The organism is Solwaraspora sp. WMMB762, assembly GCF_049179115.1.
GTDB lineage: Bacteria > Actinomycetota > Actinomycetes > Mycobacteriales > Micromonosporaceae > Micromonospora_E.
In genome coordinates this window covers 1000712-1020377 of sequence record NZ_JBMHMD010000001.1, presented here as the reverse complement: position 1 = coordinate 1020377, position 19666 = coordinate 1000712, and the positions used below count along the sequence as shown (strand labels likewise).

Annotated in this window: 20 protein-coding genes and 1 riboswitch; of the genes, 12 read left to right on the top strand and 8 right to left on the bottom strand. The window is 72.2% G+C overall.

The genetic code is table 11. The features are described from left to right. Positions 1 to 30: 30 nt before the first annotated feature. The 4 genes from ACN27J_RS04825 to ACN27J_RS04810 form a co-directional block, all read right to left on the bottom strand. Positions 31 to 1620 carry a copper resistance CopC/CopD family protein gene (locus tag ACN27J_RS04825; RefSeq protein ID WP_421372114.1) on the bottom strand — a complete coding sequence of 530 codons (1590 nt, stop codon included), beginning with the start codon at positions 1618 to 1620 and terminating at the stop codon, positions 31 to 33. A gap of 311 nt (positions 1621 to 1931) precedes the next feature. After that, entirely contained in the window at positions 1932 to 2159 is a 228-nt protein-coding gene (locus tag ACN27J_RS04820; protein ID WP_278169169.1) for a ferredoxin, read from the bottom strand. A gap of 112 nt (positions 2160 to 2271) precedes the next feature. Continuing rightward, entirely contained in the window at positions 2272 to 3480 is a 1209-nt protein-coding gene (locus tag ACN27J_RS04815; RefSeq protein ID WP_421363977.1) for a cytochrome P450, read from the bottom strand. A gap of 207 nt (positions 3481 to 3687) precedes the next feature. Then, positions 3688 to 4254, bottom strand: a complete 567-nt coding sequence (locus ACN27J_RS04810; RefSeq protein ID WP_421363975.1) for a hypothetical protein — start codon at positions 4252 to 4254, stop codon at positions 3688 to 3690. A 106-nt stretch (positions 4255 to 4360) separates the two neighbouring features. Between ACN27J_RS04810 and ACN27J_RS04805 the strand changes: the two genes are divergently transcribed. The 11 genes from ACN27J_RS04805 to gcvP all read left to right on the top strand — a co-directional run bounded on the left by ACN27J_RS04805 (position 4361) and on the right by gcvP (position 14010). Further along, positions 4361 to 4759: a hypothetical protein gene (locus ACN27J_RS04805; protein ID WP_421363973.1), complete on the top strand. Its 399-nt coding sequence runs from the start codon at positions 4361 to 4363 to the stop codon at positions 4757 to 4759. 118 nt (positions 4760 to 4877) lie between these two features. Next, complete coding sequence (locus ACN27J_RS04800; protein ID WP_421363971.1) at positions 4878 to 5510, top strand: CDP-alcohol phosphatidyltransferase family protein; 633 nt, start codon at positions 4878 to 4880, stop codon at positions 5508 to 5510. Next, positions 5507 to 6427, top strand: a complete 921-nt coding sequence (locus tag ACN27J_RS04795; protein ID WP_421363970.1) for a DUF881 domain-containing protein — start codon at positions 5507 to 5509, stop codon at positions 6425 to 6427. Before ACN27J_RS04800 ends, ACN27J_RS04795 begins: the two co-directional genes overlap by 4 nt. Continuing rightward, positions 6424 to 6756, top strand: coding sequence for a small basic family protein (locus tag ACN27J_RS04790; protein ID WP_123601612.1), 333 nt, complete (start codon positions 6424 to 6426; stop codon positions 6754 to 6756). The genes ACN27J_RS04795 and ACN27J_RS04790 overlap by 4 nt, the downstream gene beginning before the upstream one ends. Positions 6757 to 6766: 10 nt before the next feature. Next, entirely contained in the window at positions 6767 to 7663 is an 897-nt protein-coding gene (locus ACN27J_RS04785; protein ID WP_421363968.1) for a DUF881 domain-containing protein, read from the top strand. 69 nt (positions 7664 to 7732) lie between these two features. Further along, complete coding sequence (gcvH, locus tag ACN27J_RS04780; RefSeq protein WP_421363967.1) at positions 7733 to 8113, top strand: glycine cleavage system protein GcvH; 381 nt, start codon at positions 7733 to 7735, stop codon at positions 8111 to 8113. A gap of 218 nt (positions 8114 to 8331) precedes the next feature. After that, complete coding sequence (gene odhI, locus ACN27J_RS04775) at positions 8332 to 8784, top strand: oxoglutarate dehydrogenase inhibitor Odhl (protein WP_123601610.1); 453 nt, start codon at positions 8332 to 8334, stop codon at positions 8782 to 8784. A 123-nt stretch (positions 8785 to 8907) separates the two neighbouring features. After that, positions 8908 to 9609 carry a MerR family transcriptional regulator gene (locus ACN27J_RS04770; protein WP_421372113.1) on the top strand — a complete coding sequence of 234 codons (702 nt, stop codon included), beginning with the start codon at positions 8908 to 8910 and terminating at the stop codon, positions 9607 to 9609. Positions 9610 to 9701: 92 nt separating this feature from the next. After that, positions 9702 to 10166 carry a bifunctional nuclease family protein gene (locus tag ACN27J_RS04765; protein WP_123604662.1) on the top strand — a complete coding sequence of 155 codons (465 nt, stop codon included), beginning with the start codon at positions 9702 to 9704 and terminating at the stop codon, positions 10164 to 10166. A gap of 157 nt (positions 10167 to 10323) precedes the next feature. Beyond that, positions 10324 to 10893: a MerR family transcriptional regulator gene (locus ACN27J_RS04760; protein ID WP_278169158.1), complete on the top strand. Its 570-nt coding sequence runs from the start codon at positions 10324 to 10326 to the stop codon at positions 10891 to 10893. A gap of 95 nt (positions 10894 to 10988) precedes the next feature. Then, positions 10989 to 11086, top strand: a riboswitch (glycine riboswitch). A 68-nt stretch (positions 11087 to 11154) separates the two neighbouring features. Then, positions 11155 to 14010 carry an aminomethyl-transferring glycine dehydrogenase gene (gene gcvP / locus ACN27J_RS04755; RefSeq protein WP_421363964.1) on the top strand — a complete coding sequence of 952 codons (2856 nt, stop codon included), beginning with the start codon at positions 11155 to 11157 and terminating at the stop codon, positions 14008 to 14010. A 21-nt stretch (positions 14011 to 14031) separates the two neighbouring features. On the opposite strand, the gene ACN27J_RS04750 is transcribed toward gcvP, so the two are convergent. Continuing rightward, the gene (locus tag ACN27J_RS04750; protein WP_278174506.1) at positions 14032 to 14232 is read right to left on the bottom strand and encodes a DUF5999 family protein; all 201 of its coding nucleotides are present in this window, start codon (positions 14230 to 14232) and stop codon (positions 14032 to 14034) included. Positions 14233 to 14509: 277 nt separating this feature from the next. On the opposite strand from ACN27J_RS04750, the gene def reads away from it, so the two are divergent. Further along, positions 14510 to 15022, top strand: coding sequence for a peptide deformylase (gene def, locus ACN27J_RS04745; RefSeq protein ID WP_421363962.1), 513 nt, complete (start codon positions 14510 to 14512; stop codon positions 15020 to 15022). 42 nt (positions 15023 to 15064) lie between these two features. Here the strand turns inward: def and ACN27J_RS04740 are convergent, their stop codons facing one another. Genes ACN27J_RS04740 through ACN27J_RS04730 form a run of 3 tightly spaced genes read right to left on the bottom strand, consistent with a single transcriptional unit; the run spans position 15065 to position 19619 of the window. Then, entirely contained in the window at positions 15065 to 16252 is a 1188-nt protein-coding gene (locus tag ACN27J_RS04740) for an alanine racemase (RefSeq protein WP_421363960.1), read from the bottom strand. After that, entirely contained in the window at positions 16249 to 17994 is a 1746-nt protein-coding gene (locus ACN27J_RS04735) for an IucA/IucC family protein (RefSeq protein ID WP_421363959.1), read from the bottom strand. Before ACN27J_RS04735 ends, ACN27J_RS04740 begins: the two co-directional genes overlap by 4 nt. Beyond that, positions 17991 to 19619 (bottom strand): IucA/IucC family protein, encoded by a 1629-nt coding sequence (locus ACN27J_RS04730; RefSeq protein WP_421363957.1) that lies wholly within the window; start codon positions 19617 to 19619, stop codon positions 17991 to 17993. The genes ACN27J_RS04735 and ACN27J_RS04730 overlap by 4 nt, the downstream gene beginning before the upstream one ends. Between the last annotated feature and the right edge of the window lie 47 nt (positions 19620 to 19666).

Below are 19666 nucleotides of genomic sequence, written 5' to 3'. Positions count from 1 at the left end.
TCTCCCTACCGCAGACCGGCCCGCCGCCGCTCAGCGCACCGGCACGGTGGTACGCACCGTCGCTTGGTCGATGTCGGACAGCCGGATGGTGAAGCGCAGCTCCCACTCGCCCGGCACCGGGAACGCGACCGCGCCGACCGCGTGGTTGTCGTCCACCCCCAGCAGCAGGGTGGTCACCGGTTCGACGTCCTGTGCCGGCAGCGAGGTGGTCATCGTCCACTCCTCGACCCGTACCGGCGCGCCCTCCGGCGTGTACACGTAGGCATGCACCGTGTTGTGCTCGCCGAGCTGTACCGGGTAGATGTCGAACTGGAGGGTGTACAGCGAGCTGGTCAGCGTCTGGGCGAAGGTGTCCTGCCCGAGGGCCTGGGCCTCGACGACGGCGGTACGGGCCGGTGTCGTCTGCACCAGTACCGCGCTGGCCCCGAGCGCCACCACGGCCACCGCGACCTCGACACCGACCAGGCCGGTGAGTCGCCGCACGTGCGACGCCCGCCATCGCCCGACCAGCCGTCGCGCGTACCCGGCGGTCAGTAGCAGAACCGCCACCAGCGCGATCTTCACCAACACCAACCGCCCGTACGCGGTGCTGGCCAGTGCGGTCGTGCCGCCGGTCTCCATCAGCGCCTGGACGGCACCGGCCAGCAGCAGCCAGCAGACCGCCACCGTCGCCCACCGGGACCAGACCGGCAGGATCCGGCCCAGCACGCGGGGGTGGGTGCGGCGCAGCAGGACCGCGCCGAGGGTCACCAGCCCGCCGATCCACACCCCGACTGCGGCGATGTGCACGGTGTCGGCGGCGATACTGACCGGCGGCACCGGCGCAGCCACCGCGTGACCGGTCAGCGGCCAGGTGACCAGCCCGGCCAGGCCCAGCCCGACGAGGGCCAGCCCGCGACGGGTGCCGCCGATCCCGGCGAGGGCCGGTGACACCAGTGCCGCCACCGCGGCCAGGACCACCAGCCGGCCGAGCAGCGCCAGCCCGTACCCGCTGTCCACGACGGCGGCCAGGTCCCCGGCGGAGACCTCCAGCAGACCACTGCCGGTCGAGTACGGTGCCTGCAGGTACAGTCCGGCCACTGTGGCCAGGCCGATCAGCCCCAGCCCGGTGCCGACCATGAGCTTGCCGGGCCGGCGGCTCAGCCGGGGCGGCCACAGCAGCGCCAGCAGCAGCGCGGGCCCGACGGCGAGCAGCACCCCGGCGTAGCCGACGTACTTCGCGGTGGTCACGGCGATCGCGACCGGCAGTCGCTGTCCGCCGTCGCGCGGCTCGGGCACGGTCGCGGACGGCGCTCCCACCGAGTACGTGTAGCCGCTGCCCACCGGGTGACTGTCCGCCGAGATCACCCGGTAGCTGACCAGGTAGGTGCCGAGCGGGCGGTCGGCGACCCGGACCGGGACGGTGACTGTGGTCCCGTTGGTTCGTGGCGTTCCGTCGTCGATCCGTTTACCGTCCGGCGCCAGCACCTGCAGACGCCCGGTGACCGGGCGGACCGGTTCGCTGAACGTCAGCACCACTTCCCGGGGCGAGTTGCCCAGCACCGATCCGGGGGCTGGCTCCGCCGTGACCAGCACCGCGTGTGCGGCCGCCGGGCCGGCGGGGGCGACTATTACCAGCATGCCGCCGAGTAGCAGTGCCACGGCACCGGCTGCGGCGTGCCGGGCCCACCGGGCGGCTCGTCGTTGTCTCACCCCTGGTAGTTCGGTGCGGACGGGGCAACGGTTCATCGCGATCGACTCCGGGCGGGTCGTGGGCGTACCGACCGCCGGTGACGTCGGTCGTTTCGTGGGCCGAGCGCCAGGAACGGACGCGTGCGTGCCGGGAGGAATCGTGGTCGACCGGGCCGGACGTGTGCAAGCCGACCGCCGGTGGCCGTCCGGTCCGCCCCGGCCAGATCCGGATGGTCGTCGATCGGGCCCGACCCGCCGGGTCAGGGCAGCGGTGCCAGCGGGGTGCCGTCGGCGTCGCGGACCAGAATCGCCTCGACCGGGCATGATTCAGCAGCGTCGACGACGGTGTCAGCCGGGTCGATGTCGGACGCGGTCGGCCGCGACACCCCGTCGACCAGGCTGAAGTGTCCCGGGGCGGTACCGGCGCAGATGCCGGACCCGACGCACCGTTGCCCGTCGACGCTGACCTGCCAGGACCGCTGGTTCATCGCCACCTCCGGGGAACAGCCACGGCACGGGCTGCAGGGGACTGGGACGGCTCATCTCCGATGGACGGCACGGTCGGGACGGCGCGGCCCGCGTCGGGCCCGGGGAGGAGGATCACCCCCAGGTCACCGGCATCGCGCTCAGCCCGCGCACCAGCAGGCCGGTCTTCCACACCAGCTGATCCTCGGGTACGGCCAGCCGTAGCAGCGGCAGCCGCCGCACCACCGCCTCCACTGCCACCTGCAGCTCCATCCTGGCCAGTTGGGCGCCGAGACAGTGGTGTACGCCGTGACCGAAGCCGACGTGCGGGTTGCCGGTCCGGGTCAGGTCCAGCCGGTCCGGGTCGGTGAAGACCTCGGGGTCGCGGTTGGCTGCCGACAACGACCCGATGACGGGTTCACCGGCCCGAACGAGTACTCCGCCGACCTCGACGTCCACGGTGGCGTACCGAGCGAACGAGGAGGCGGCGCCGAGCGGGACGTACCGGGTCAGCTCCTCGACGGCGCCCGGTACCAGGGCCGGGTCGGCGCGCAGGGCGGCGAACTGGTCCGGCTGGGTGAGCAGGACGTAGACGAAGTTGGGGATCTGGGTCACGGTGGTCTCATGGCCTGCGGCCAGCAGCCCGGCGGCGAGCTGCACGAGTTCGGCCTCGGTGAGCCGGCTCGCGTCGGTGTCCCGGGCGTGGACCATGGCGCCGAGCAGGTCGTCGGTCGGGTGCCGGCGGCGCTGTTCGACCAGTCCGGCGATGTAGCCGTGCAGGTTTTCGAGATACCCCCGTACCTGGTCGGGGGAGAGCGACGTGGTGGAGACGACGGCTTCGCTCCAGGTGTGGAAGTGTTCCCGGTCGGCGTAGGGCACACCGAGGAGCTCGCAGATGACCCGGACCGGCAGCGGTGTGGCGAACCGTTCGACGAGGTCCGCCGGCGGCCCGTCGGCGACCATGTCGGTCAGCAGTTCGTCGGCGAACTGCCGGGTCTGTGGTCGGAGCTGTTCGACCCGCCGGGCGGTGAACGCCTTGGCGACCAGCCGCCGTAGCCGAGTGTGTTCCGGCGGGTCCATCGACAGGATTCCGCCCTCGATCTGTCGGGGAGTGATCCGTGGTTCGTCGCGGCCGACGCTGGCGGCGCGGGAGAACCGGGCGTCGCCGAGGACGAACCGGACGTCGGCGTGCCGGGTGGCCAGCCAGGCTGGTTCCCCGAACGGCAGCTGGACCCGGACCAGCGTCCGGTCCTGCTGCAGCTGCCGGTAGGTATCGTCGAGGTGGAGGCGGTCGGGCGCGGAGAAGGGGTAGCTGCGGGGTTCGGCGGCCCGGAGCTCGGACATGGTTTCACCTCCTGGCAGCCGGGCGCCCACCGAAGGCGACGACCGGCACGGGACATTCCGATACTAGAGAAGTCTCTCGATTGATCGCAGCTCCGGCGGCGTTTCCGGACGACTCAACCTAGCGTCCTAGCCTGCTCTAGGGAGTGTGCCGACCCCGCACACACGAAACAGCACCAACGACGTCACACAGACCGCAGCAGTACCTGGTCAGCTCCGCCCGGCGGCATCGTCGGGCTGGGCATGGGAGAACAGCACCGGGGTCACCGGTCGGGCCCGGGAAGGCTCGGGGGTCGTCGGCGGAAGGTTGCTCGCCCGGGACTCCGCCGGCTGGTGTTCGCCGGTGAGTACCAGCAGCTCGTAGGCCCGTTCAGCAGGCAGCCGGCCGGTGACGATCGCGATCCGCAACGGCACCGGCGGGGTTCCGGCGACGACGGCGACGGGCAGATCGAGCACCCTCGGGTCGACCTGCCGACCGGCGAGGTGCCCGGCGGCCGCCGGGGGCAGATCCCGCCAGGGGCGGACGGTCTGCTCGGTGAATCCGTGGCTGGCCCACTGGTCAGCCTCCGCGTTGACCCGGTCGGCGACGTGCTGTGGCACCACGTCACGACCGCCGAGGTCGTCGCTGAGCAGCGCTCGGGCGAGCGGGCTGAGCTGGTCGACCGGGTACCACCGGGTCCGCTGCGTACGACGGCGGGAGATCTCGCCGGGTGAGGCGTCGGCCGTGGACCGGTCACGCCGGGCGTCTGGGTCAAGGTGGGCCGGCATGTCCACCATCCAAGCATGATCGACTGCCGTCCCATGGCAAGGGGTCGCAGGTAGCGGGGATGTCGGACCGGGTGGGCCGGGGTTTGCCGGCGACCCGTGCGGGTAGCCGGGCCGGGTGGCCGAGCAGCGGCAGGCGGTGGCACCGACGGCGGGCGTCGGGGCACCGCTCGACGAACGTTGGGAGTACGGGTACCTGTACTTCGTGCAGACGGTGGCACCTGCCGAAGGGGGTAGGCAGCCGGCCGCCGGGCCGACGGTCACCGTGGTCGCTGACGGCGCGGGGCACCGGTGTCAGGTGTTGACCGGCCGACGGCTGGAGGTGCTCAACGAACTGGGTGGCCAGGGCTGGATCGTCAGCGACGGCCTGTGGAGCCCGGAGCGGGCCCGGTGGCTGGCTGAACTGGTGGACGGGGTGGACGGGGTGGAGCGGATGGTCGGTTACTGGCAGTCGTTCATGCGTCGCCGGGTGGCTGTCGGCAGGGACGGCCACGGTGAGTCGGCAGGTGGTGGGTGAGGGGCGCGTTATAGTGGCGCTCGCCAGGTGACAGTGCCCCTTGGGGGACCGTCGGGCTCGTTCGCCGCCGCTCGTTTCCGGTCCGGTGGGACAGGCCGGTCGGAGCGGGGGAGAGGAAGTGTCGGTGTCGCGTCCGTCCGCGCAGTCCGCGTCGACGCGGACCGATGTGGCGAGCCAGGTCTTCACCATTCCTAATCTGATCAGCTTTGTCCGTTTACTAGGTGTACCTCTGTTTCTGTACCTGTTTCTGGTGCATCGTGCTGATATAGCGGCGCTGCTGGTCCTGGCCGTCGGCGGGACCAGCGACTGGGTGGACGGGTTCGTCGCGCGCCGGATCCGTCAGGTGTCCCGGCTCGGTGAACTGCTGGATCCACTCGCCGACCGGCTGTACATCCTGGCGACGTTGCTGGCGTTCACCGCCCGCGAGGTGATGCCGTGGCAGTTCACGGTGGCGTTGCTCAGTCGCGAGGTGCTGCTGGCCGGCTGCCTTGTCGTGTTGCGCCGATTTGGCTACGGACCACCGCAGGTGCACTATGTAGGAAAGACCGCGACTTTCGTACTTTTGGCGGCGTTTCCCATTCTGTTGCTGTCGGCAGTGCTGGGATTCACCACGGCGGCGACGGTGGCGGCCGCGGTCGGATGGGGTCTGGCCTGGTGGGGTCTGGTGCTGTACTGGATCGCGGGCCTGCTGTACGTACGGCAGGCCGCAGCGTTGGTCCGGGCCGCCGGGGCAGAAACGGAGCGGGCATGAGCGAGGCGGACCGCAGCGGTTCCGGCCCGCACCGTGGATACGCGCCGGACTTTCTGACCGAACTGTTCCGGGCGCCGCTGGATCCCGGCTACACGGACGCGGCGGCCCGCCGGTCGGTGACCGGACCACCGCAGGGTTGGCGGCGGGTGACGGCACGGGCGGCGATGGCCCTGTCGATGGCCGCGGTCGGCTTCCTGGTGGTGCTCGCCTACCAGAAGACGGTGGCGGACGAACCGAGCCGGTCGCAGGCACGGGCCGGCCTGGTGGAGCAGGTGACCCAGCGCCAGACGGAGACCGACGAGCTGCAGAATCGCGTGGACGCGTTGCGGGACGAGGTGGCCCGGGAGCGCGACACGGTGCTGGACGGGGCCCGGGCGGCGGACCTGCGCGACCTGGAAGCCGCCGCCGGGCTGGCCCGGGTCACCGGGGACGGGGTGGTCGTCGAGTTGGCGGACGCGCCGGAAGTGGTGGATCCGGTGACCGGTGAGGGCTCGGTCAGTGAGTTGGGTCGGGTGTTGGACCGGGATCTGCAGGACGTGGCCAACGCCTTGTGGAGCGTCGGCGCCGAGGCGGTCGCGGTCAACGGCAGACGGCTGACCGCGACCTCGACGATCCGGGCGGCGGGCAGCGCCATCCTGGTCGATTTCCGGCCGGTTACCGGCCCGTACGAGGTGTCGGCGATCGGCCCGGAGTCGATGGTCGACGCGTTCAGGACCAGTCAGGCGGCCGCGGTGCTGCGGGCGGTCTCGGCTGATCACGGGTTGTCGTTCGGGGTCCGTTCGGCTGATGATCTGATGTTGCCGGCGGCGAGCGAGCCGCAGCTGCGGTACGCCCGCGCGCCGTCGGCGTCGGCCAGCCCGTCCGGGACGGGTGGCGCCGACCCGTCCGTGACCGCCTCGGGAGGAGGCCCTCGATGATCGCCGTGTTGGCGCTGCTCGCCGGAATGCTGCTGGGGATCTACTTCGACCCGGTGGTGCCGGCGGTGCTGCAGCCGTACCTGCCGATCGCGGTGGTGGCGGCGTTGGACGCGGTGTTCGGCGGGGTCCGGGCCAAGTTGGACGGGATCTTCGACGACAAGCAGTTCGTGATCTCGTTCATCTCGAATGTTCTGGTGGCCGGTCTGATCGTGTATCTGGGCGATCAGTTGGGGGTGGGCGGGCAGTTGTCCACCGGTGTGGTCGTGGTGCTCGGGGTGCGGATCTTCGGCAACGTGGCGGCGATCCGACGGCATCTGTTCCGGGCGTGAGGCGTGGCTGATGGTGGAACGTAGGAGTACCGGTACGGGCTGGCCGGACGCGGTGCCGACGCGGTCGCCGGGTGCGGGTGGGCGGGTTCCGGCCGGGTCCGGGGAGCATCTGGACACCGCCGGGGTGCCATCTCCGGACGGTCCGGACGGTTTGGGCGCTGGGGTCGACGGTGGGGTGGACGGGTCGTCGGGTGCCGGCGTGGGTCGGAGTTCCCGGCGGGTGTCCACTGCCGGGCTGATGATCGTGGGTCTGCTGGTGCTGCTCGGGTTCACCCTTGCCGTTCAGGTTCGCAGCACGTCGACGGATCCGACGTTGGCGGCGGCCCGCCAGGAGGATCTGGTGCGGATTCTGTCGGATCTGGAGGCCCGGGAGGAGCGGCTGCGGCAGGACATCGCGGAGTTGGAGGCGAGTCAGCGGCAGTTGACCTCTGGTGCCGAGGGCCGGGCGGCGGCGTTGGAGGAGGCGTCGCGTCGGGCGGACGAGCTGGGGGTGCTGGGCGGCAGTCTGCCGGCGCAGGGGCCGGGCCTGCGGGTGCGGTTCGTCGCCGGTCGGGAGCCGATCCGGGCGTCGGAGCTGTTGGACGCGGTGCAGGAGCTGCGGGGTGCGGGTGCCGAGGTGATGCAGATCAGCGGCGGGGACGGGCGGTCGGTGCGGATCGTGGCGAGCAGCTACCTGCTGGACGTCGACGGCGGTGTGGAGGTGGACGGCGTGCGGTTGACCGGCCCGTACGAGGTGCTGGCGATCGGGGAGCCGTCGACGATGCGGACGGCGTTGAACATTCCGGGTGGGGTGGTGGCTTCGGTGTCCGGTGACGGCGGTACGGTGATCGTCGAGGAGCGCGACGTGGTCGAGGTGTCGGCCTTGAGCGATCCGAGCCAGCTGCGGTACGCCCGCCCGGTCTCCTGATCGGACGGGGTGTCGTCGGTGGGCGGGTTGTCAGTGGTGGTGAGTGGTGCACAGACCGAAGGACCGGCCGTGATTCCAGAGGATCTGCGGTATACCGCGGAGCATGAGTGGGTGGCGGGCGACGCCGCCGGTCCTGTGCGGGTGGGTGTGACCCATTTCGCGCAGGAGGCGTTGGGCGACATCGTGTTCGTCGAGTTGCCTGCGGTCGGCGCCGAGGTGACGGCGGGCGAGCCGTGCGGTGAGATCGAGTCGACGAAGAGCGTGTCGGAGATCTACGCGCCGTTGACCGGCACGGTGGTGGCCCGTAACGAGGCGCTGGTGGACGCACCGGAGACGGTCAATGCCGACCCGTACGGTGCCGGTTGGCTGGTGCAGTTGGCGCCGGTTGATCCGCAGGCGGTGAGCGGGTTGCTCGACGCCGCGGCGTACCGGGAGCTCACCGAGCGCTGACCCGGCGGGGGCGGCGAGGTATCGTGTGCCCGCGAGTCTTGTTGACCCTTGTTTTCGGCGCTGGCTAGGCTCGCCCAGTCGACCGAGAAGCCAACAACAGTTGAGCGTTGCGGAATTTGCCGTCCTGGCACGGGGGAGCTTGCGCCTTGCGATCGTTCAAGGTCTGGTGGCCGACCCGACACACCCGACGCCGACCGAACAGATCCGTGAGGTGGTCCATGACGCGCCCAGACGACGAGTTCCCCCCGCTCGACGTCACGTCGACGTTGAACCTCGGTTCGCTCGACGAAGTGCTGGAGGGGCCGGACGCCGACGTGGTGCCGAGCCGGATGTCGGGTTCGTTGCCGCCGGGGATGGCGTTGCTGGTGGTGCGGCGGGGCCCGAACGCGGGGGCCCGGTTCCTGCTGGACCATGATGTGACGACGAGCGGCCGGCATCCGGACAGTGACATTTTCCTGGATGACGTGACGGTGTCGCGGCGGCATGCGGAGTTCCACCGTGACGGCGGTACCTTCACGGTGCGCGATGTGGGTAGCCTGAACGGCACCTATGTCAATCGTGAGCGGGTGGAGGCGGCGACCCTGAGCAACGGTGACGAGGTCCAGATCGGTAAGTTCCGGCTGGTCTTCATCGCCGGTCCGCGGCCGGACGAGGAGGCCGGCCGCGGTTGACGTCCGGGGCGCGGACGGAGGTGGCTTCGTGCGCGGTGTGTGGCTGACGCCGGTCGGTGAGCCGGGGGTGTCGTGGTGAGTGAGCAGGCGGCGGCCCGGGAGGACGTGGCCGGTTCGTCGTTGATGAGTATCGGCGAGGTGCTGGCCCAGCTCCGCCCGGAGTTTCCGGACACGACGATTTCGAAGTTGCGGTTCCTGGAGGCCGAGGGCCTGGTGGAGCCGCGGCGGACGCCGTCGGGTTACCGCAAGTACAGCTGGGACGATCTGGACCGGTTGCGTTTCGTCCTGACGGCGCAGCGGGACCAGTATCTTCCGCTGCGGGTGATTCGTGAGCAGCTGGCGGCGCGGGACGCCGAGTCGGCGGCGGGCCGGTCGCGTCCGACGTTGGTGGCGGTCGGTCCGTCCGGTGAGGTGCCGGGCCGGTCGCCGGTGCCGGCGCAGGGGCAGCCGGCGCAGTCCCGGTTGAGCCGTACGGAGCTGCTGTCCCGCAGTGGTCTCGAGTCGGTGACGTTGACCGAGGTGGAGCGGCTGGGTCTGGTGGTCGCGGTGGCGCCGGGCTGGTACGACGCCGATGCGCTGGTGATCGCCACGGCGGTGGCGGGGCTGCTGCGGCATGGCCTCGAGGTGCGTCATCTGCGGGCGGTACGGGCGGCGGCGGACCGCGAGTCGGGTCTGTTCGCCCAGTTGGTGGCGCCGTTGGCGCGGCAGAGTGATCCGGCTGCCCGGGCTCGGGCGGCGGAGACGGCGCGGGAGCTGATCGGGTTGTCGCAGCAGCTTCACGCGGCGCTGGTGCGGGCGGGTCTGCGGGGGGCGCTCGGCCGGTGAGGTGACTGGCGGCACCGGACGGTGGCGCTGTGGTCCGTGTACCGTGCAGGGAGGGCCGGAGCGGGTTTGGTGACGACGACACGGAGGCGGCGGTGCGTGAGCTGAGCGTGGTCGGGGTGCGGGTGGAGTTGCCCACCAACCAGCCGATCGTGCTGCTGCGTGAGGTGGACGGGGACCGTTACCTGCCGATCTGGATCGGTGCGGTGGAGGCCACGGCGATCGCGTACGAGCAGCAGGGCGTGAAGCCGGCACGGCCGTTGACGCATGATCTGTTGCGGGACGTGCTGGCCGCGGTGCGGGCGCCGCTGCAGGCGGTGGAGATCACCGAGTTGAAGGACAACGTCTTCTACGCGGACCTGGTCATCGGTGACAGTGTGCGGGTGTCGGCGCGGCCGAGCGATTCGATCGCGTTGGCGTTGCGGGTCGGTGCTCCGATTCGTTGTGCTGAGCAGGTGCTGTCCGAGGCGGGCATCCTGATTCCGGATGAGCAGGAGGACGAGGTCGAGAAGTTCCGGGAGTTCCTGGACCAGGTGCGTCCAGAGGATTTCGCGGGCTGACCGCTGCCGGCGGGTGTCATCCCGTGGCGTGGCAGCCCGTACGCGGCGTGTCGCGGCCCGGGTTGCCTGGTACGGCCCGCTGCCGGCGTTAGGCTGGTCCTGTCGATCGGCTCATGTTCCGTCCTGGTGTGGGCCGCCCTGACGGGGAGGTTTCCGTATGCCCGCACAGCGAGAGCCGGAGCCGGGGTCGTCTGATGATGTGGACGGTGCCGGTTCGGACGCCGACGCCGTCGGCTATCGCGGAGTGACCGCCTGCCACGCGGTGGGGATCAGTTACCGGCAGTTGGACTACTGGGCGCGGACGTCGCTGGTGGTGCCGAGCGTGCGTGACGCGACAGGTTCGGGTTCGCAGCGGCTGTACTCGTTCCGCGACCTGGTGGTGCTGAAGGTGGTCAAGCGGCTGCTGGACGCCGGTGTGTCGCTGCAGAACATCCGTAGGGCGATCGAGACGTTGCGGTCCCGCGGGGTCGGGGACCTGGCGGGGATCACCCTGATCTCGGACGGGACGACGGTGTACGAGTGCCGTTCCCCCGAGGAGGTCGTCGACCTGTTGCAGGGCGGCCAGGGGGTGTTCGGGATCGCGATCGGCGGGGCGTTCAAGGAGATCCAGGGATCGTTGTCGCAGCTTCCGGCGGAGCCGGCGGTGACTTCCGAGCCGGAGGTGGTGGCGCCGGTGGCCGGAGGCGACGAATTGGCGGCGCGCCGGGCGCGCCGCCGCGCCGGCTGAACGGCGGCGCTCGGGTCGACACGGCCGGAGCTGGCTTCGTGATCGACGTCACCGCCCCGCAGAGCAGGTGCTGCCGGTAGCGTGGAGACCGCCGTACATCCCGTGTGGGAGAGACCGTCCGCTACCCGGTGGGCGGCGCCGAAGGGGCAAATCCTCCCCGGAACCTCTCAGGCAGAAGGACCACACGGGTTGGCGACTCTGGAGGCGGCGGCGCCGACAGAGGGGGAGGTTGCCTGCCGACCTCGTCCCGGGAGCCGCCTGGTGAGTGCCTCGTCCCTGTTCGTCGACCGTCACGTCGGCGTCGATCCGGTCGCCCAGCAGCGGATGCTGGATGTCGTCGGGTACGCCAGCGTCGCTGATCTGATGGATGCCGCCATTCCCGAGGTGATCCGCTGGCGGGGCCGGCTGGATCTGCCGGAGCCGGTCAGTGAGCCGGAGGTGACGGCCGCGTTGCGGCGGCTGGCCGACGCGAACACGGCGGCGGTGTCGATGATCGGGGCTGGCTACCACGGCACTCACACGCCGGCGGTGATCCGCCGCAACGTGCTGGAGAATCCTGCCTGGTACACCGCTTACACCCCGTACCAGCCGGAGATCAGCCAGGGCCGGTTGGAGGCGCTGCTGACGTTCCAGACGATGGTGTCGGATCTGACCGGTCTGGCCACGGCGAACGCGTCGATGCTGGACGAGGCGACCGCTGCGGCGGAGGCGATGACGTTGACGCGGCGGGCGTCGAAGGCGCGCAGCGACGTGTACGTGGTGGACGCCGACACGTTGCCGCAGACGGTGGCGGTGCTGCGGACCCGGGCGGAGCCGCTGGGTGTGCAGGTGCGGGTGTGTGACGTGCGGGCCGGCCTGCCGGACGAGTTCTTCGGGCTGCACCTGCAGTTCCCGGGCGTGTCGGGGCGGCTGCGGGACGACGCCCCGCTGGTGGCGGCGGCGCACGCGGCCGGGGCGCTGGTGACGGTGGCGGCGGACCTGTTGGCGTTGACACTGCTGCGGCCACCGGGGGCGTACGGCGCGGACGTGGCGGTCGGCACCACGCAACGGTTCGGGGTGCCGATGGGGTTCGGTGGTCCGCACGCCGGTTACCTGGCGGTGCGGTCCGGTCTGGAACGGATGCTGCCGGGCCGGCTGGTCGGGGTGTCGCGGGACGTGGCCGGTGACCGGGCGTACCGGCTGGCGTTGCAGACCCGGGAGCAGCACATCCGCCGGGAGCGGGCGACCAGCAACATCTGCACGGCGCAGGTGCTGCTGGCGGTGATAGCCGCCATGTACGCGGTGTACCACGGCCCGCAGGGGTTGACGGCGATCGCGCAGCGTACCCATGCGATGGCGGCCCGGTTGCGGGCCGGTCTGGCCGCCGGCGGGGTCGCCGTGGCGGACGGGCCGTTGTTCGACACGGTGACCGCGGCGGTGCCGGGTGGGGCCGCCGCGGTGGTGGCGCGGGCGGCGGACCGGGGGGTGAACCTGCGGCTGGTGGACGCCGACACGGTGGCGGTGGCATGTGACGAGACCACCACCGGGGAGCATCTGGCGGTGGTGTGGGCGGCGTTCGGGGTGGCCGCGTACGCGGGGGAGACGCCGGCGCTGATTCCGGCCGGGTGGCGGCGCACCGGGGAGTTCCTCACCCACGAGGTGTTCCACGCGTACCGCAGCGAGACGGCGATGCTGCGGTATCTGCGGCGGCTCGCCGACGTCGACTACGCCCTGGACCGGGGGATGATCCCGTTGGGGTCGTGCACGATGAAGTTGAACGCGGCGGTGCAGATGGAGCCGGTCAGCTGGCCGGGGTTCGCCGACGTGCACCCGCTGGCGCCGGCCGGGCAGACGGCCGGCTACCGGCAGCTGATCGGCGAGTTGGAGCGTTGGCTGGCGGAGGTGACCGGCTACGACGCGGTCAGTGTGCAGCCCAACGCCGGGTCGCAGGGGGAGTTGGCCGGTTTGCTGGCGATCCGCGGCTTCCACCGGTCCCGGGGGCAGGCGCGGCGGGACGTGTGCCTGATCCCGTCGTCGGCGCACGGCACGAACGCGGCGAGCGCGGTGATGGCGGGCATGCGGGTGGTGGTGGTCGGCTGCGACGCCGACGGCAACGTCGACGTCGACGACGCGGCGCGGCTGATCGCCGTACACGGTGACGACCTGGCGGCGATGATGGTGACGTATCCGTCGACGCACGGCGTGTACGAGGACGGCATCGCCGAGTTGTGTGCCCGGGTGCACGACGCCGGCGGGCAGGTGTACGTCGACGGGGCGAACCTGAACGCGTTGCTGGGATTCGCCCGGCCGGGCCGGTTCGGGGCCGACGTGTCGCACCTGAACCTGCACAAGACGTTCTGCATTCCGCACGGCGGCGGCGGGCCGGGGGTGGGGCCGGTCGCGGTGCGGGCGCATCTGGCGCCGTTCCTGCCGGGTGATCCGGTCGGCGGCGACGATGCCGACCGGCCGGTGGTGTCGGGCGCCCGGTACGGTTCGGCCGGGATTCTGCCGATCCCGTGGGCGTATCTGCGGCTGATGGGTGTCGACGGGCTGGTGCGGGCGACCGGGGCGGCGGTGCTGGCGGCCAACTATGTGGCGGCGCGGCTGCGGCCGCATTTCCCGGTCCTGTACGCCGGCAACAAGGGCCTGGTGGCGCACGAGTGTGTGCTGGACCTGCGGGCGTTGACCCGGGCGACCGGGGTGACCGTCGAGGACGTGGCGAAACGGTTGATCGACTACGGGTTCCACGCGCCGACGATGTCGTTTCCGGTGTCCGGCACGCTGATGGTGGAGCCGACCGAGAGTGAGGACCTGGCCGAGCTGGACCGGTTCTGCGACGCGATGATCGCGATCCGGTCGGAGATCGACGACGTCGCGGCGGGCCGGTGGCCGGTGGCGGACAGCCCGCTGCGGCAGGCGCCGCACCCGGCGGCGCTGGTCACCGCCGACGAGTGGGCGCTGCCGTATCCGCGGTCGGTGGCGGCGTACCCGGCGGGGCCGGGGCAGCGGACCGGGAAGTACTGGCCGCCGGTACGGCGGGTCGACAGCGCCTACGGGGACCGGAATCTGCTGTGCGCGTGTCCTCCGCCGGAGGCGTTCGCCGCCGGCGGAGTACGGGTCGGGTCGGCTCGCCGGTGAGCCTGCGGTGGCCGCGGCCGGTCAGGCGGCGAGGGCGTGCCGGGCGGGGCCGCGGTGCGGGGCGATGCTGCTGCCGTCGGGAAGCAGCTCGCCGGTGTCCTCGAACACGATGACACCGTTGCAGAGCAGGCTCCAGCCCTGTTCGCGGAAGCAGGCGACGACGCGGGCCGCTTCCCGGTCGACGGCGTCAGCCGAGGGACAGATCGGTTGGTGCTGGCACATCGGGATCTCCGGGAACTGTGGGGGGGTGCTGTGTCATGGTTCACATGACCAGTGATGAACGTTACCAAGCCGAACGACACCGTTCCGGGCAGGTGACGGCCCGCGGGACCAAGAATCCTCCCTTCGGCCGAGGCATGTCCGACCGGTTGGCGTGGAAACGCTCCCACACATCCTAGGCCCCGGCCGCCACCCGCCGTCGGCTCCGACGAACGGTGCGGCCCCCGCCACCCGCACCAGGCCCCGCCCCCGGATCCCCGCCCCGGGTAGCCTGACCGCCATGACCATGCGCCCGATCCGGATCATCGGCGACGCCGCGCTGCGCACCCCCGCCGAACCGGTCACCGACTTCGACGACACCCTGCGCGCACTGGTCACCGACCTGATGGACACCCTGCTCGGCGCCCCCGGCCGCGCCGGCGTCGCCGCCCCGCAGATCGGCGTCAGCGCCCGCGTGTTCGTCTACGACGCCGACGGCCACCGCGGCCACGTCGTCAACCCCCGACTCGAACCCACCGGCGACCTGTCACCCGACGACACCGACACCGACGACGAAGGCTGCCTGTCCATCCCCGGCCTGTACTTCCCGACCACCCGGGCCCGCCGCGCCACCGTCCACGGCGTCGACCAGCACGGCCAACCCGTCACCGTCACCGGCAGCGGATTCCTCGCCCGCGCCCTGCAACACGAAACCGACCACCTCGACGGCCGCCTCTACGTCGACACCCTGCGCGGCGACACCCGCCGCCGGGCGCTACGTGAGATCCGCGCCGCCCGCTGGGCCCGGCGCTGACCTTCAGCCCGACCCCGGCACCGTCACAACCGGCCGGCACCGTCACACCACCACCATCCGCGGGTACGGATGCCGCAGAAAATCATGATGCGAAATGTCCCACCCGTACGCGCCGGCCCGGCCGAACACCACCACGTCACCCACCCGCAGCCGCCCCACCACCTGCCCCCGGCACAGCACGTCGCGCGGCGTACACAACTCACCCGCCACATCCACCGCCACCGCCGCCACCTGCGGCCGGGCGAACGGATACGGCCACCGGTCCACCGGCACCACCCCGAACGGATGGTCGTACCCCCACGCCGCCGGCAACCGGAAATGGTGCGTACCGCCCCGCACCACCGCGAACCACCGGCCCTGCGTCCGCTTCAGATCCACCACCTGCGCCACGTACCAGCCGGCGTCCGCCACCAGCAGCCGGCCCGGCTCGAACACCAGCCGCACCCCCGACGGCACCGCCAACCCCGCCAACCCGGCCCGAAACGCCGTCACATCGAACCGCCGCACACCCCGGTAGTCCACCCCGAACCCGCCGCCCACGTTCACATACTCCAACCCCACCCCCCACCGCCGCGCCGCCGCCACCGCCCAGCCCACCGCATCCACCACGAACCCCGCATGCGCCACCGCATCCACGTTGTTCGACACCGCGTGCAGACTGAACCCCACCAGCCGCACCCCCGGCAGCTCCGCCGCCACCTGCACCACCGCACCCAGATCGGCCTCGTCCACCCCGAACTGCGTCGCCGCACCCGCCATCCGGTGACTACCCGCCAACCCGCCACCCGGCCGGTTCACCCGCAGCGCCGCCACCGCCGGCACTCCCGCCGCCCGCGCCACCAGATCCAGCCGCCGCAACTCCAACACACTCTCCACGTTCACCACCGCACCCGCCGCCACCGCCGCCGCCAACTGCCCGTCCGTCTTCGCCGGCCCACCGAACACCAGCTGACCGGCACCCGCCGCCACCGCCGCCGCCAACTCGCCACCCGACGCCACCTCGACCCCGTCCACCGCCGCCGCCAGCTCCGCCACCACCGCCGGATGCCCGTTCGCCTTCATCGCGTACAGCAGCACCGAACCCGCCGGCAACGCCGCCCGCACCCGCGCCGCCACCGACCGCAACACCGCCCGGTCGTACACGTACGCACACACCGGCTCGTCACCGGCGGCCAACTCCGCCACCACCGCCGCCACCCGCGGCGGCACCACCACCGCCGGCACCGTCACCGAACCCCCACCGGCGGACCACCATCGAACCCGGCGTCACCGACCGGGTTCCGCACCGGCACGTACACGTCCCCGGCACCGGTCAACCGCATCCGCACCAACGCCTTGTGCGCCACCATCGGCGCCGTCCACGCCCGATGATCGTCGGCCGCCCACCCCGCGGCGACCCCACCAGCCGACCGCAACCCGTCGTACACCTCGTCCACCACCTCCCGCACCACCCGCCACGCCGCCGCCTCGTCGACCCCCCACCCGGACACCAGCCCCAGCACCACCTCACCCAGATGCGCCTGCAACGCCGTGTACCCCAACTTCGCCCGCATCACCGCCGCGTCGTCGGTACCCACCACCGAACCCGCCGCCAACCCCACCTCGACCCCCGCCCGCGCCAACCGCGGCAACAACAACCGCAGACCCGCGAAGTCCCGCACCACCAACCGGAACGGCACCCCGCCCCGGAACGTCGGCAGACAATTCTGCAGATGCGCCTCCAACGCCACCCCGAACCGGCTCGCCAACCGCAACAACGGCGGCAACACCACCCGCGCGTACGCCCCCAGGAACCCCAACCCGGCCGCCGCCCCCACCAGCCCCCGCACCCCACCGAAATCCGCCACCCGCCGCCCCAACTGCGCCGCCGTCACCAACGCCACCCCCGGCACCGCCACCTCACCCGGCACCAGCCGCCCCGCCAACCCGTCCCGCACGATCACCGACATGTCCCGCCCCGACCCCACCCGCACCGCCGACCCCGCCACCTCCGGCAACAACACCAGCCGCCGCGCCGCCACCTCGTCGGCCGCCACCAACGACGCCAACACCGTCGACAACGCCGGACCGTTGCGCACACTCGCCACCGAGATCGTCCGCCGCGTCGACGTCACCTGAATGTCCACCGACACCTTCAGATACCGCCGCGCACCGTCCCGCCCAGCCGGCAGCAGCACCGTACGCACCGCCGCCGTCGGCACCGCCGGCACCACCCCCGGCAACAACCGCACCAGCCCCCGGTCCACCAGATCCGCGTACCGCGACGACACCACCGACCGCTGCCACACATGCACCGGCTGCACCACCCAACCCGGCTGCGCCACCGGCACCTGCGGATACCAGCGCGCCAACTCCGCCGCCACATCCTCACCCACATGCAGATCCCGGCGCACCGCCACGAACCCGACCCCCGTCGCAGGCGACTCCACATCGTGCGCCACCACATCCGCCACCGACCACCCCAACCGGGTACGCCCGCACGGATGCAGGTTGTGCCCCGTCACCGCCAGCCGCTCGGCCCACACCCCCCACCCGTCCGGATCATCCGGACCCCGCGCCGGACCAGGCCGCGCCGCCGCCACCGCCAGATTCACCACCGCGTCGGTCAACTCCGCCGCCAACGCCCACCCCCGCCGCCGCGCCAACACCGACACCGGCAACACCGCCAACGGATCCGCCACCGACCCCGCGTCGGCCACGAATCGGTCGAACCCGTGCCACCGGCCCGCGCCCCGCCACGCCCGGCGCACCCCACCCACATCCTCCCGGCACAACGCGTCCACCAACCGCCCACCGACCACCCCCGCCGCCCACGGCACCGCCTCCCGGAACCCCGCCACCAGCTCCGGCGCCACCCGCCCCAACCCGGCCACCGCCGACGCCACCGCCGCGTCCACCCCGACCACACCCAACCCGCAACCACACGACCGGCCACCGGACAGCACCCCCACCGCCGACCCGACGCCGCTCACCACGCACCCGCCAACGGACTCGCCACCCACGCCCACCGCGGCGTCAACGGATCCGACGCCAACCGCATCGACAACATCGCCTTCACCGGCCACCGCCCACCCAGCACCGCCGACGCCACCGACCCCCGCACCGCCGCCGGCAACCCCGCCACCACGTCCCGCGCCACCACCGCCACCGCCCGCCACAACACCTGCGGCTCCACCCCGAACTCCCGGGCCAGCACCGCCACCGGCTCACCCAACGCCGTCCCCACCGCCGCCACCGCCGTCACCGCCACCTCCGCCGGATCCTCGGCCACCACATCGCCGTACACCGCCGGCACCGGCACCCCCGCCGCAGCCAGCCGCCGCACATCCAACCGCACCCCACCCACGTCCCGGTACCACACCCGCACCAGCCGACCGCCGCGCCACACCAGCAGAACGTTCTGCCCGTGCGCCTCCAGCCCCACCCCCCGACCCAGCAACTCCACCACCGGCCCCAGCACCACCCGCGCCAACCGCGACACGAACGCCACCGGATCACCGCCGTACCCCGCCCGCACCAGACCCGCCACCACCGACGGACCACCCGGCACCCCCACCGGCGCCGCCAACGCCGCCACCGGCATCACCTGCACCCCCGGGCCCACCCGCGGTACCCGCCGCCGTACCACCGCCAACGACCGACACAACCCCCCGTCGACCACCACCGCCCCCGCAGCCACCTCCGGTAACACCCACAACCCCGGCACCCGCCGCGCCAACCGCGCCACCAACGCCGTCACCACCGGACCGTTACGCACCGCCGCCTCCGACACCGTCCGCACCGCACTGGTCATCTGCACATCCACCGCCGTCTTCCACTGCCAGCCCCCGCCCGACGACACCGGCTCCACCGTCCGCAACGACAACAACGGCCGCACCCGCACCACCCGGCCGGTACGCCGCAACCACCCGTACCCGCCCAGCACATGATCCCGCTGCCACGGATGCACCGGCAGCAGCGGCGGCAACCCCGAACCCGAACTCACCCACCGGTCACCCGGCACCGCCACCAACTCAACCTCCACCACCGGCCGATGCTCCGGCGCGTACGCCAGCACCTCCTCCGTCGACATACCCACCCGGGTCCGGCACCCCGGATGCACCGGATGCCCATCCACGACCGCCTGCTCCCAGCCGAGCGCCGACCGGACCAGACCCCCGCCACCACCCGCCACCACCCGCGCACCCCGCGCCAACGCCAGATTCGCCACACTGTTCGCCAGCTCAGCGGCGACCGCCCCACCACCGGGCCACCCCAGCACCGACAACAACTCCGCCGGATCCGCCACCGCCCGGTCACCGGCCGGCCCCACCACCGACACCCCCAGCCCCGGGCCCGCCGCCGCGAACAACTCCGCCGCCTCCGCCGGCCCCACCACCCGCCGCCCGTCGACCAACCCCAGCACCAGCCGTCCGTCAACCACCCGACGGTCCGTCACCTCCGGCACCGGTTCACGGCCCAACGCACCCCACAACCGGGCCAGCACCGCCGCCCGTGCCCCCGGCACCGCCGCCGCCACCGCATCCACCAGCTCCGGCCGGCACCGCCGCACCGCCGCCACCGTCGCCGCCACGTCCGGACACTCCACCGACGACACCGCACCTCCCACGGACCTCGGCCTGCACCGCCCACAGCCAACCGGCA

Coding starts and splice junctions, on each gene's coding strand:
- ACN27J_RS04825 (WP_421372114.1), bottom strand. CDS start 1,620: ATGCTGGTAATAGTCGCCCCCGCCGGCCCGGCGGCCGCACACGCGGTG.
- ACN27J_RS04820 (WP_278169169.1), bottom strand. CDS start 2,159: ATGAACCAGCGGTCCTGGCAGGTCAGCGTCGACGGGCAACGGTGCGTC.
- ACN27J_RS04815 (WP_421363977.1), bottom strand. CDS start 3,480: ATGTCCGAGCTCCGGGCCGCCGAACCCCGCAGCTACCCCTTCTCCGCG.
- ACN27J_RS04810 (WP_421363975.1), bottom strand. CDS start 4,254: ATGGTGGACATGCCGGCCCACCTTGACCCAGACGCCCGGCGTGACCGG.
- ACN27J_RS04795 (WP_421363970.1), top strand. CDS start 5,507: ATGAGCGAGGCGGACCGCAGCGGTTCCGGCCCGCACCGTGGATACGCG.
- ACN27J_RS04790 (WP_123601612.1), top strand. CDS start 6,424: ATGATCGCCGTGTTGGCGCTGCTCGCCGGAATGCTGCTGGGGATCTAC.
- ACN27J_RS04785 (WP_421363968.1), top strand. CDS start 6,767: ATGGTGGAACGTAGGAGTACCGGTACGGGCTGGCCGGACGCGGTGCCG.
- odhI (WP_123601610.1), top strand. CDS start 8,332: ATGACGCGCCCAGACGACGAGTTCCCCCCGCTCGACGTCACGTCGACG.
- ACN27J_RS04770 (WP_421372113.1), top strand. CDS start 8,908: ATGAGTATCGGCGAGGTGCTGGCCCAGCTCCGCCCGGAGTTTCCGGAC.
- ACN27J_RS04760 (WP_278169158.1), top strand. CDS start 10,324: ATGCCCGCACAGCGAGAGCCGGAGCCGGGGTCGTCTGATGATGTGGAC.
- ACN27J_RS04750 (WP_278174506.1), bottom strand. CDS start 14,232: ATGTGCCAGCACCAACCGATCTGTCCCTCGGCTGACGCCGTCGACCGG.
- def (WP_421363962.1), top strand. CDS start 14,510: ATGACCATGCGCCCGATCCGGATCATCGGCGACGCCGCGCTGCGCACC.